This is a genomic window from Micromonospora sagamiensis (genome assembly GCF_014680085.1).
GTDB lineage: Bacteria > Actinomycetota > Actinomycetes > Mycobacteriales > Micromonosporaceae > Micromonospora > Micromonospora inyonensis.
The window spans coordinates 5651966-5663998 of the sequence record NZ_AP023438.1 but is presented as its reverse complement, the minus strand read 5'-3'; the positions used below and the strand labels follow the sequence as shown (position 1 = coordinate 5663998).

11 protein-coding genes and 1 pseudogene are annotated in these 12033 nt (G+C 73.4%); 7 read left to right on the top strand and 5 right to left on the bottom strand.

Going from position 1 to position 12033, the window contains the following annotated elements; all coding sequences use genetic code 11:
- The first annotated feature begins 88 nt into the window (after window positions 1-88).
- The gene (locus IGA62_RS25025; protein ID WP_232624766.1) at window positions 89-1003 is read left to right on the top strand and encodes a hypothetical protein; all 915 of its coding nucleotides are present in this window, start codon (window positions 89-91) and stop codon (window positions 1001-1003) included.
- On the top strand, window positions 1000-2037 hold the full coding sequence (locus IGA62_RS25020) for a 3-dehydroquinate synthase family protein (protein ID WP_145818590.1): 1038 nt from the start codon (window positions 1000-1002) through the stop codon (window positions 2035-2037). The genes IGA62_RS25025 and IGA62_RS25020 overlap by 4 nt, the downstream gene beginning before the upstream one ends.
- Window positions 2038-2185: 148 nt before the next feature.
- Here the strand turns inward: IGA62_RS25020 and IGA62_RS25015 are convergent, their stop codons facing one another.
- Genes IGA62_RS25015 through IGA62_RS25005 form a run of 3 tightly spaced genes read right to left on the bottom strand, consistent with a single transcriptional unit; the run spans window position 2186 to window position 5197 of the window.
- Window positions 2186-2881: an HAD-IA family hydrolase gene (locus IGA62_RS25015; RefSeq protein WP_145818591.1), complete on the bottom strand. Its 696-nt coding sequence runs from the start codon at window positions 2879-2881 to the stop codon at window positions 2186-2188.
- Between the two features lie 31 nt (window positions 2882-2912).
- Complete coding sequence (locus IGA62_RS25010; RefSeq protein WP_145818592.1) at window positions 2913-4037, bottom strand: Gfo/Idh/MocA family protein; 1125 nt, start codon at window positions 4035-4037, stop codon at window positions 2913-2915.
- Window positions 4034-5197: a DegT/DnrJ/EryC1/StrS family aminotransferase gene (locus IGA62_RS25005; protein WP_145818593.1), complete on the bottom strand. Its 1164-nt coding sequence runs from the start codon at window positions 5195-5197 to the stop codon at window positions 4034-4036. Before IGA62_RS25005 ends, IGA62_RS25010 begins: the two co-directional genes overlap by 4 nt.
- Window positions 5198-5836: 639 nt before the next feature.
- Here IGA62_RS25005 and IGA62_RS25000 point away from each other — a divergent pair.
- The 4 genes from IGA62_RS25000 to IGA62_RS24985 all read left to right on the top strand — a co-directional run bounded on the left by IGA62_RS25000 (window position 5837) and on the right by IGA62_RS24985 (window position 8527).
- Window positions 5837-6268 carry a type II 3-dehydroquinate dehydratase gene (locus IGA62_RS25000; RefSeq protein WP_145818594.1) on the top strand — a complete coding sequence of 144 codons (432 nt, stop codon included), beginning with the start codon at window positions 5837-5839 and terminating at the stop codon, window positions 6266-6268.
- Between the two features lie 113 nt (window positions 6269-6381).
- Window positions 6382-6735, top strand: coding sequence for a DoxX family protein (locus tag IGA62_RS24995; protein WP_145818595.1), 354 nt, complete (start codon window positions 6382-6384; stop codon window positions 6733-6735).
- An 8-nt stretch (window positions 6736-6743) separates the two neighbouring features.
- Window positions 6744-7703: an ROK family protein gene (locus IGA62_RS24990; RefSeq protein ID WP_145818596.1), complete on the top strand. Its 960-nt coding sequence runs from the start codon at window positions 6744-6746 to the stop codon at window positions 7701-7703.
- Complete coding sequence (locus IGA62_RS24985) at window positions 7700-8527, top strand: shikimate dehydrogenase family protein (protein WP_145818597.1); 828 nt, start codon at window positions 7700-7702, stop codon at window positions 8525-8527. The genes IGA62_RS24990 and IGA62_RS24985 overlap by 4 nt, the downstream gene beginning before the upstream one ends.
- A gap of 95 nt (window positions 8528-8622) precedes the next feature.
- On the opposite strand, the pseudogene IGA62_RS30665 reads toward IGA62_RS24985, so the two are convergent.
- Window positions 8623-8769: pseudogene (locus IGA62_RS30665) on the bottom strand (VOC family protein); the annotation flags it as partial.
- Window positions 8770-8835: 66 nt separating this feature from the next.
- Here IGA62_RS30665 and IGA62_RS24975 point away from each other — a divergent pair.
- Entirely contained in the window at window positions 8836-10197 is a 1362-nt protein-coding gene (locus IGA62_RS24975) for an MATE family efflux transporter (RefSeq protein ID WP_222433324.1), read from the top strand.
- A gap of 117 nt (window positions 10198-10314) precedes the next feature.
- Here the strand turns inward: IGA62_RS24975 and IGA62_RS24970 are convergent, their stop codons facing one another.
- Window positions 10315-12015, bottom strand: coding sequence for an amidase (locus tag IGA62_RS24970; RefSeq protein WP_145818598.1), 1701 nt, complete (start codon window positions 12013-12015; stop codon window positions 10315-10317).
- Window positions 12016-12033: the final 18 nt, after the last annotated feature.

The following is a 12033-nucleotide window of genomic DNA, read 5'->3' as shown; positions in this document are numbered from 1 at the left end:
CGTGGAGCCGGTGACCAGGCGCGTCGTCGGCCGATGATGGGGTGGCCCGAGGACCGTCGCAACCGTCCCGCCCCGCCCACCAGTCGAGGTGCCGTCGTTGGAACGCTCCTGGATGTTCGCCCACCTCGCCGTACCCGGCGGGGGGTGTCCGGACGCCCGCGCGGCCGAGCTGGTCGGCACCGTCGTGGCGGGACTGGTCGCCGCCGTGCGCGCCGTCGACCCACGGTCACGCTGGTTCTACGACCGGCTCGGCTCCCCCACCGGCCCGCGCCTGCGCGTCGGTCTGCACGCGAGCGCCGCCGCCCTCGACGCGGCCCGGCGGCGGCTCGGCGACGCCCCGACGGACCTCGCCTGGGACCCGTACGCCGTCCGGGACGCCGCCCGCGGCGGGCCGCTGGCGCAGGCGGGCAGCGAGCTGGCCCTGACCCTGCTGGGTGGGGACGTGCCCTGGCTGACCGGCATGGAGCTGCCCCTGTCCGTGGCCCACCTACGGCACCTGTGCGACCTCATGCCGGTCGCCGACCGACCGGCCTTCCTCTTCCTGCACTGGCAGGACCGCAGCCGGTCGCTGACCGCCGCGCACCGCCGCGAACTCGCCGCCCAGGCGGACACCGGGGCCGAGAAGATCGTCCTGGCCGCCGGGGACCTGCCGTCGACCGGTGCGGTCGCGGTGGCCTGGCGCTCCTACCTGGACCGGGTGACCGAGGTGATGGGCGAGGACCACGCGACCACCCCGCGCGGTTTCCTGCTGGCCGAGCACGCCCAGCTCACCCACGAGCGGTGGGGCATCGACGCCGCCGTCGACTCGCTGGCCGCGATGGCGCTCCGGCTCGCCATGCTGCGGGACGGTCCCCCACCGACTGCGCCGCCCGCACCGCCCGCGCCCACTGCGGCGTCCGCACCGACTGCGGCCTCTGCGGTGTCCGTTCCGTCCGCGGCGTCCGCACCGCCCGTTCCGCCCGCGCCGTCCGCGGCCTCGACCAGGAGATCCGCCACCGTATGAACCCCACCCGCACCGACGGTCCCGACGCGACCGAAGCCCGTGTCGACGTCCTTCTCGGCGACCGCACCTACCCGGTGCTCGTCGGAGCGGGGGTCCGCCACCGGCTGCCGGAGGAGGTGGCGCGGATCGGCGCACGCCGGGTCGTGGTGGTCTCCGCCCGGCCACCGGAGTGGACCCCGGATCCGGGGGTGCCGCACCGCGTCGTGCCGGCCCGCGACGGCGAGCACGACAAGACGCTGTCCACGGTGGAGCACCTGTGCCGGGCGTTCGCCGACTTCGGACTGACCCGCGCCGACGCGGTGGTCTCCTGTGGTGGCGGGACCACCACCGACGTGGTCGGTCTGGCCGCCGGTCTCTACCACCGGGGCATCGCGGTGATCCACCTGCCGACCTCACTGCTGGCCCAGGTGGACGCCAGTGTCGGCGGCAAGACCGCGGTGAACCTTCCCGAGGGCAAGAACCTGGTCGGCGTGTACTGGCAGCCCCGAGCGGTGCTCTGCGACACCGAGCATCTGGAGACCCTGCCCGCCGTCGAGTGGCGCAACGGCTACGGGGAGATCGCCCGGGCCCACTTCATCGGGGCCGGGGAGCTGCGCGACCGTCCGGTAACCGAGCAGATCACCGCGTGCGTGGCGCTCAAGGCTCGGGTGGTGGCCGCCGACGAGCGCGACGCCGGCCTGCGGCACATCCTGAACTACGGCCACACCCTCGGCCACGCGCTGGAACGGGCCACCGACTTCCGGCTGCGCCACGGCGAGGCGGTCGGGGTGGGCACGGTGTTCGCCGGTCGGCTGGCCGGTCTGCTGGGCCGGATCCCGGCCGAGCGGGTCGACGAGCACCGCGAGGTGGTCGCCGGCTACGGACTCGACACGGTCCTGCCCGCCGGGCTGGACCACGACGACCTGCTGGCGTTCATGCGACGGGACAAGAAGTCCACCTCGGGACTGTCCTTCGTCCTCGACGGTCCAGCCGGTCCGGAACTGGTCGCCGACGTCGACGAAGCCGCCGTCCGGGCCGCCCTCGCCACCATGTGAGCGCCGGGGCGCTCACGGTTGGGTGGAAGCAGGGGTCCCCTGTTACCGGAATTTGATGAGCAGGGGACCCCTGCAACCACCAAGCGCTCCGGGCACCCTGCAACCACCCGACGGGCACCGACCGGGCGGGGGCAGACGGGGCAGGCGGTCAGGCGGCGGGCACGGCCGGGCAGTGGGCGAGCAGCTCCTCCGGCTTGTGCGCGACCAGGTCGGGGGCGGCGGCCAGCAGGGCCTCGACGTCCCCGCCGTGCCAGGTGGTGGCGACCGTCGTCACCCCGGCGTCCCGTCCGCTGGTCAGGTCGGTGATCGCGTCACCGACCATCATCGCCTGCTGCGGGGGTACGCCGATCAGGTCCAGCGCCCGCAGCACGATGTCCGGCGCCGGCTTGGGCCGGGGCACCTCGTCCGAGCCGATCACGTGGTCGAACAGGTGGAGCACACCGAGCAGGTCGAGCAGCGACCGCGCCCGGGGTCCGCTCTTGCCGGTGGCGATCGCCATCCGGATGCCCCGCTCGGACAGCTCCTCCAGCGTCTCCCGCACACCGGGGAATAGCGGCACCTGGTGGGCGAGCCGGTAGCTCTCCCGGACGAACGGCTCCTCCAGCTCCAGCGGCAGTCCCATCAGGCGCATGATGTCCGGGAAGTACCGCCCCATGTGCTTGTTGTACTCCTCGAACGGCGCGGGGCCCGCCCCCACCACCTCGGCGTAGGCGACGCTGAACGCCTGACGCATCACCGCCGAACTGTCGACCACGACCCCGTCGAGGTCGAAGACGACCGCCCGGATCGGACCCGGCCGCGTGGGGGCTGTGCTGACCTCGAGGGTGGACGGCGGATGGCTCATGGCTGCTCCCGAGTGGGTTCGCCGGTGGTTCTCACCGGTCGAGGGTTCCCGCCAGCGCGTACGTCGGCGCGGTGGGCCGGGCGCAGCGGTAGATCCGTTCGATGACGTCGATGGTGCGGCGGGCGTCGGCCGCCGCCGCGCCCCGGCTGGCCGGCGCGGCGAGCAGCTCGGGCAGCACGTCGAGCTGACGGTCGTACTCGGCCCCGATGGGCTCGACGGGCAGCGGCAGGCGGACGGTCTCGCCGTCGCGGGTGCGGGTGAGCACCGGCGTCGGCTCCCGGTTGGGGCTGAACCCGAACGTGCAGTGCAGGGTCACCGAGCCGCCGGTGCCGTGCACGGCGATGGTGGTGCGGTCGCGCGCCTCGTGCGACGCCCAGCAGGCGTGCAGGCCGGCGGAGGTGCCGTCGGCGGTGAGCAGGAACGCGCGGGCGGTGTCCTCGACGTCGCCGCGGGCCCGGCCGGTGTCGGCGGCCGTGCCCCGCCAGGCCGCGGCGGCGGCGTCGTCGTTGACGAAGTCGTCGGAGACGCTACCCACGGCGTGGGCCACCGGGGAGGGGCCGAGCAGCGGCAGCACCGTGTCGAGCAGGTGCCAGCCGAGGTCGACCAGGGCGCCGCCGCCGGCCAGCTCCCGGCGGGTGAACCAGCCACCGGCGTCGGGCACGCCGCGCGCCCGTACCCAGGCCACGTCGACGTGGCGGACGGCACCCAGGTCGGCGGTCGCCTCGACCAGCGCCCGGACGTCCGCCCGGTAGCGGGCGGCGCTGCCGGCGAGCAGCACCGCCCCGCCGGCCCGCTCGGCCTCGGCCAACTGCTCCGCCTCGGCGGAGGTGAGGCAGACCGGCTTCTCCAGGAACACCGGTACGCCCCGGCGCAGCAGCCGGGCCGCCACGCCCGCGTGCAGGTGGTTGGGCACGGCGACGACCACCAGGTCGACCGCTCCGGCGGGCACGTCGTCGACATCGGCGTACGCGGACGGGACCTGGTGGGTGGCGCGGGCCCGCTCGCGCGCCGCCGGGTCGGGGTCGACCACGGCGGTCACCGCGAAGCGCGGGTGCGCGGCGAGCCGGGGCAGCCAGATCTCCCGTCCGGCCCAGCCGAGGCCGGCCACGGCGACCCGGACCCGCCCCGGCGTGGCGGTCGACGACGACGCGGTCATTCGCCGAGGACGTCGGCGAGCACGGCGGCGATCTGGTGCATCTGCTCCTCGGTACCGAGCAGCGTGCGGTGGTGCAGCCAGATGCAGTCGGCGTGGATCTGCTCGACGTTCGGGCACCGGGCGGCGATCTGGTCGACCGTCTCGTCCGGGGCGCCGGCGAGCCAGAAGCCCTCGCACCGGTAGATCGCGCGGAACGCGACGAAGGCGGGGATGCCCCGGGCGATCAGCTCGTCCACCACGACCCGGCGGCGCGCCTCGCCGATGCCGGGAACCCGGAACATCGCCATGTAGTGCGGGTTGCGGTCGCCCCGGTCGTCGCGGCCCTGCGGCACCACGCCGGGGATCTGGGCGAGCAGGCTCGCCAGCAGCGGCCAGCGCTGTTCGCGCAGCGCGATCTGGCTGTCCAGCCGGGACAGCTGGGCCCGCAGGACGGCGGCGCTGAACTCGTTCATCCGGTAGTTCGACCCGGTGGTGCGGTGCAGGTAGTCGCGATCGGTACGCGGCCGGCCGCAGCTGTGCACGAGGAACGCCCGCTCGTACAGCTCCTGGTCGGGGAAGAGCACCGCGCCGCCCTCGCCGGCGGTCATCAGCTTGCCGTTCTGGAAGCTGAACGCGGCCACCGAGCCCAGCTCGCCGACGCGCTTGCCCTGCCACTGCGCGCCGTGGGCGTGCGCGGCGTCCTGGAGGATGGAGACCCCGGCGTCCGCGGCGATCTTGTCAAGGGCGTCCATGTCGGACATCTGCCCGGCCATGTGCACCGGCATGATCACCCTGGTCCGGTCGGTGATCGCGGCGGCGACGGCCTCCGGCTGGATGCAGTAGGTGTCCAGGTCCACGTCGACCGGTACGGCCACCGCGCCGAGCCGCTGCGCGGCCAGCGACGACGAGATGAAGGTGAACGCCGGGACGATCACCTCGGTGCCCGGTCCGACCCCGAGGACCTCCAGGGCGACCTCGAGGGCGTGGGTGCCGTTGGTGACGGCGAGCGCGTGCGGCGTGCCGTGGTACGCCCCGAACTCCGCCTCGAAGGTGTCGACCTCGTTGCCGCCGACCCGCCACCACTGGCCCTGCTCCAGTGCCCGGATCAGGCCGGCCCGTTCCTCGTCACCGAACTGCGGCCACTCGGGGAACTCCGGCACGCTCGCCGACAGACCACTCATGATGTCCCACTTCCCAATCCAGATGGAACGGCGGTTCACTGGCCGTTCTCCGACGGCGGTGCGCCGCCCCCACGACCCGGGGCACCGGGCGCGACCCGTACCGCTTGGTCGCTTCTCGGGGCGGACGCCACCGTCGATCGCGGCGACGTACCTGGCTCGCGGTGGACGCTAACCGACCTGACCGGCGGCTCAACTCCCCTAACAGCCCCTAACCGCCCCTTAGTCGACCGGCCGTGGGGCGCGTACGGGCCGGCGACGTAGTAAGACTTCGGAGACGGTGCGAGCAGTTCCCGGAAGCGCCCCGGTCGCCGGCCCGCTCCCGGGACGGCACCGCCGGCGACCACCGCATCGACGGCCACGCATAGCACCCCGTCCCCACCGGCACCGGCGAGGACGACCCGCCCGTCCTTGCGCCGCCGCGGTGGTAGGAAGGGCACCTTGCAGTACAGAAATAGCCTGCAGGGGGCCCTTCCTACCACCGCACCCCGGCCGCTCCGACAGGACGGCCGGTGCCCCTAGCCGCCCCTACGCACCCCTTAGTTCGTGCCGAGGGTCGCCGACAGCGGTGGCCGGCGGCGCGATACTGCGGGGACCCGTCGTCGAACCCGTCGGGACGCCGACCGCTCCGCGAGGTGAACCGTGTCCAACGTGCTCCTGCTCAACGGCCCGAACCTGGGCATTCTCGGTCAGCGGGAGCCGGAGATCTACGGCACCGACACCCTGGCCGACATCGAGCGGGCGGTCGCCGAGGAGATCGCGCCGCGCGGCTGGCAGGTGATCGCCCGGCAGCACGACTGCGAGGGCGCCCTGATCCGCACCATCCAGGACAACTACGACACGGTCGGCGCGATCGTCAATCCCGGTGCGCTGATGATCGCCGGCTGGAGCCTGCGGGACGCGCTGGCGAACTACCCCCGCCCGTGGATGGAGGTCCACCTCTCCAACGTGTGGGCGCGGGAGAGCTTCCGGCACGACTCGGTGCTCGCCCCGCTCGCCAGCGGGGTGATCGTCGGGCTCGGCGCGCTGGGCTACCGGCTGGCCGCCCGCGCCCTCGTCGCCACCGTCGCCTGACCGTCCCATCCCCGGCCGGCACCAGCACGGTCGTCCGTCCCGCTCCCAACCCGAGGCAGCCCCGTTCCACCGACCCGAGGCAGCCCCGTTCCCCCCGACCCGAGGACAGCCCCGTGCGCATCCCCATCATCACCCTGACCGTCATCCTCGCCTCCGTCCTCATCGCCGTGGCGCTGCCCAAGCTCCTCGGTCAGACGGAGATGCGGAACCGGATGGCCCGCATCGGCGTCTCGGCCAGCCTCACCCGGGTGATCGGTGCCCTGGAGGTCGCCGGGATCGCCGGGTTGCTGCTCGGCCTGCTCTGGTGGCCGGTGGGCGTCGCGGCGGCCGCCGGGTTGACCCTGCTGCTGATCGGCGCGGCCGTCTTCCACGTCCGCGCCAAGGATCCCGTGCCGATGGCGGTGGTGCCGGTGGCGTTCGCCGTGGCGGCGGCCGCGCTCGCCGTCCTGCACGTCCTCGCCAACTGACCAGCGACATGACGAACGGGCCGCACGTCGGCGTCCTGGGGGTCGACGTCGGGGGCACGAAGGTGGCGCTGCGCGCCGAGGCGGCTGGCCGGCCCGCGTACGAGCAGGTTTTCGCCTGGCCGGCCGGCGGCGATCCGGCCGTCGACCTGGCGGCGCTCGACGCGGCGGTGGCCACGCTGCGGGCCACCTGGGGACCGGTCGGCGCGGTCGGTGTGGCGATGCCCGCCATCACCGACCCGGACGGGCGGGTCCTGACCTGGCCGGGTCGGCCGAGCTGGGCCGGACTCGACCTCACCGGCGCGCTGCGGCGGCTCTTCCCCGACGTCCCGACCGGGTACGCCGATGACGGCGACCTCGCGGCGCTGGCCGAGGCCCGGAACGCCGGTCACGACGACCTGGTGTACCTGGGGGTGGGCACCGGGGTCGGCGGCGGGATCGTGCTGGCCGGCCGCCCCGTTCCGGCCCACGCCTCCGCCGAGGTTGGCCACATGGTCGTCGACCTGGACGGCGACCGGTGCGACTGCGGCCGTACCGGATGTCTCCAGTCGGTCGCCTCCGGCCCGGCCACGCTCCGGCGGGCGACCCGGGAGCGCGGCGGTGACGTCACCTTCGACCAGTTGCGGGACGGGTTTCGGGACGGCCGGCCGTGGGCGGTGAAGGCGGTACACGGCAGCTGCGCCGCGCTGGCCGCGGCGGTGGTGAGCCTCGGCGAGCTGTTGGCCGTACCCGTGGCGGTCGTGGGTGGCGGCTTCGCCGACGGTCTGCCCGGCTTCGTCCCGCTCGTCGCCGACCTCGCCCGGCAGGCGGGACGCCCCGGACGACCGGCCCCGGCGGTACGGCCCGCCGTCCTCGGCGGCCTCTCCTCGCTGCACGGCGCGCTCTGGCTGGCCCGCGACCTCGCCGACCGGCAGAACCCGCAGGACCGGCGGACGAACGTGGCCAGCACCCGGGAGGAAGACCACCGATGATCACAGACGCTGCCGACGCTCCCGCGACGGCCGTGCCGGGGATCAGCGGCACGACCCGGGTGTACGCCCTGCTCGGCGACCCGATCGCCCAGGTTCGCGCGCCCGGCCTGCTCAACCCGGTGCTCGCCCGGCGCGGCGTCGACGCTGTGCTGGTTCCGGTGCACGTACCGGCGGCCGACCTCGAACCGGTGGTACGCGGCCTGCGGCAGATGGCGAATCTGCCGGGGATGCTCGTGACCGTGCCGCACAAGGCGGCCGTCCTCGCCCTGGCCGACCGGGTCACCGACCGCGCCCGGATGGCCGGCAGCGCGAACGCGCTGCGCCGCGAGCCGGACGGCACCTGGACGGCCGACACGTTCGACGGTGACGGGTTCGTCCGTGGTCTGGTCGAGGCCGGACACGACCCCCGGGGACACCGGGTGTGCCTGGTGGGCGCGGGCGGTGCGGGGAGCGCCATCGCGGTCGCGCTGCTCGACGCCGGAACTGCCGAGCTGCGCCTGGTCGACACCGACCCCGACCGGCTCGACACGCTGTACCGGCGGTTGTCCCCGGTGTATCCGGGACGGATCAGCACCTCGACCCACGCTCTCCTGGCCGACGTCGACCTCGCGGTCAACGCCACGCCCCTGGGACTGCGCGCCGACGATCCGCTGCCGTTCGCGGTGACCGGGCTGCCGGCCCACGCCGTGGTCGCCGACATCATCATGACCCCGGCCGAGACGGCGCTGCTGCGCGCGGCGACCGCCCGTGGCCTCGCGGTCCAGCCGGGTCTGCCGATGCTCGCCCACCAGATCGACGCCTACCTGGAGTTCTTCGGCCTCTGACCTGCACCGGAGCCGGTCACCGCCGGTCATCGAGTACGGCGCGGGCGCACGGGGCGAGAGCCGGTGGCCGGGCCGCCCCTGGAGCCGAACGTGTCCTACGACTCCTGGACCGGACGGGACAGCAGGCAGAACTCGTTGCCCTCGGGATCAGCCAGGACGACCCAGCTCACGTCGGAGGTCTGTCCCACGTCGACACGTCGTGCACCGAGGCTGAGCAACCGGTCCAGCTCCTCCGCGGTGGACACACCGTCGGCGCAGCGGTGCCCCGATGACCGACGAGCACGGCTGAGGGCCGACAATCGTGGCTGATGACCGAAGCTACCTCGACCGGGCACCGGACAACTGACCACTACGGCGACGTACGCAGGATCGTCGCGGTGGCGGCCCCGCTCTACCTGTCGATGATCGCCGCGTCGATCGGGTCGACGGTGGTCACGGCGGCGCTGGGGCGGTCCGGCACGACCGCTCTCGCCGCGTTCGCGCTGGCCGGCGCGGTCTACTTTCCGGTCACCGCGGCGGTGACCGGGGCGGTGCGCGGTGTCCTGCCCTTCGTGTCGTCGGCCGCCGGTGACCGGGCGGGCGTGCTCCGCGTGGTCCGCGACGGCACGTGGCTGGCGGTGGCGGTCGGTGTGCCCGGTGCCGTCGCGGTGTGCGGTGTGCCGCTGCTGGCCCGCGCCGGTGGCGTTCCGGCCGGGACGGTCGCCGCGCTCGGCGTGTTCCCGCTGCTGCTGGCCGGGGCCGTGCTGCTGGGCTCGGTCGGGGCGATGGCCTCGTCGAGCCTGGTCGGGCTGGGCCGGACGAGGATGGTGATGTGGTCCGGTCTGGTGGCTGCCGGGTGTGCCGCCGGACTCTCGGCGTTGCTGGTCGCCGGGGTCGGGCCACTGCCCGCGCTCGGACTGTCCGGTGCCGGGTTCGGCATGCTCGTCGCGAACCTGGCCGCCTGCGTCATGAACCTGCGCGGTCTACGGTCCGCGCTCGCCGTACCGCTGGCCGGTCCGGCGCTGGCCCGCCCCGATCCGCGCCGGGTACGGGAGTTGGCGAGGGTCGGCATTCCCATGGCGGGCACCGTCCTGGTCAAGTTCGGGGTGCTCGGCGTCCTCGCCTTCGCCGCCGCCCGGGTCAGCGCGCCCGCCGCGGCGGCGCACGGCATCGCCACCTCGTTGGTCGGCCTCCTCTTCACCGCCGCGGTCGCGGTGGGCCAGGCCGGCGTACCGCTCGTCAGCGGTCGGGCATCGGCCGGCGACCTCCCGGGCGTGCGACGCGGCGTACGGGCCGGGCTGATGGTGGCCACCGGCACCGTCGGCACCCTGTGCGTCCTGCTGGTGGCCCTGCGGCCTGTCGTCCTTCCGGTGTTCACCGACGATCCCGACGTCCGGGCCGTCCTGACCGGGCTGCTGCCGGTCGTGGCGCTGGCCGTTCTCGGCGACGGGTTGCAGGCGGTCCTCGGGTTCGGTCTGACCGGACTGCGGCGCACGACCCCGAGTTTCGTGGTGTTCGCCGCGATCTACGGCCTCCTCGCCGTGGTCGCGCTGCCGGTCGCATCGGTCGGCGGCGTCGTCGGCCTCTGGACCGCCCTCGTCGTCGCCAACACGCTGGTCGCCGTCGGGCAGGGCACCGCGTTCCTCCGGGTCAGCGGTCGCCTGGGGTCGGCGGTGGGAAACGCGCGGTGACCCGCCACACCCGAGGATGCGCCACCCGCCGGACGATCATGGAACGGGCGCCTGCCTGGCGACAGCGAGGAGGCACCCGTTCCGACGATCGACAGCCCATGGCGAGGCCGGTCCGAGCTACCGTGGGTAGCGGTGGTACCAGGGTTGGTACTTCTCGAAGGCAGCGGAAGCGGTGATGACCTCGTCGTCCCGCTTCATGCGACCGATGACCTGCAGACCGACCGGCAGCTCCGGGCCATTGAGGGGGTTCGGCGCGAAGCCGGCCGGCAGACTCATCGCCGGATGACCGCTGAAGTTGAGCGGGTAGGTCAAGCACCAACCGATCTGCGGATCGACGGCGACCCCGTTGACGGCCGACGGACCGAGGGTGTTGCCGTCGTCCGTGTTCTGGACGCCCACCACGGCGATCGTCGGCGTGACGATGTAGTCGTACGTGCCCAGGACGATGTTGAGCTTGTGCAGCACGTCGGCGCGCAGGAAGTCCAGGTGCCGGTACTCTTCGGCCAGGAGGTGCTCCGACCGGTCGAGCATGGCGGCGAACTGTGGCGTCAACTGGTCCTTGTGCTCGCGTAGATCCAACGGAATGCCGAACTCCAGGAACAGGTCCCGGGCGTGGCCGTACAGGCCGGCCTGCATGAGGACCCAGGTGTCGGCGAAGTGCTGACTGGTCAGTGGCCGCCGGTTCCGGCCGCCCAGATCGGTGACCTGGATCTCGTCGAGGCCAAGCTTCACCTGGTCGACCGTCGCCCCGGCCTTCTGGAATGCCTGGAGTGCCTGGCGGACGACACGCTCGACCGGCGCCTCCACCGGGAACAGATCCATGTTCGGCGAGTAGGCGATGCGCTTGCCCGCGAGCGGAAGCGTGCCGTCCACACCCTTACGGAACGCGGCGACGTAGTCCAGCCGACCGTCCATGCTCAGGGGGTCGCCCTCGGACGGACCGCTGATGGCCTGCATCAGCATGGCCACGTCCGCCACCGTCCGGGCCATGGGCCCGGGGGTGAAGAACGGCGCCGCAGCGATCGGCGGGGCATCCTGCGGCCAGCGGCCGACACTGGGTTTGAGTGCCGCGATGTTGCACATGGCCGCCGGGATACGAACACTGCCGCCCGCGTCGGAGCCCTGGGTGAGGGCCGTCATGAACGAGGCCACGGCCGCCGCCGCCCCGCCGCTGGAACCACCGGCGTTGAACCGAGGGTCGAACGGGGTGCTCGTCGGGCCGTGGACCATGTTGTCGGTCGTGCCCTTGTGGCCGAACTCGGGGGTGTTGGTCTTGCCCGTCACCACCACGCCCGCATCGAGTGCGCGCTGGACGTACACCGCGGTGAAGGGCGGCACGAACCCCAGGTCGGCCATCGGCTTGGAGCCGAAGTCGTTGGGGACGCCCGCCAGGAAGTCGAACAGCGCCTTGACGCCGAAGGTCAACCCCTCCAGCATCCGTGGCCGGCCCTGCCGGTACCGTTCGTCGGACCGCACCGCGGCTTCCCGCGCCAACTCCTCCGTGACGTGCACGAAGGCGTTCAGTCGCGGGTTCACCTGCCGGAGCCGACGCAGGTGCGCCTCGGTCAGATCCACTGCGGAGACGCGGTTCTGCTTCCGGCTGAGCAGCGCCAACTGCTCGTAGGCGGGCAGGAACACCAGTTCGTCAGCCGTGGGTGCCGCCTTCCTGACGTTGCCGTACTGCGCGAACTGCTGCAACAGCCAGTTCCAGTTGTCAGACGCGACGTCGGCGCTCGCCGGTTCGGACACAAGTCCCGCGCCGGTGGCCGCAGCCACCGAGCCTCCCAGCACGATGACGCGCCTACGGGTCAACCGCATGGAAAGGTCCTCTCTGAA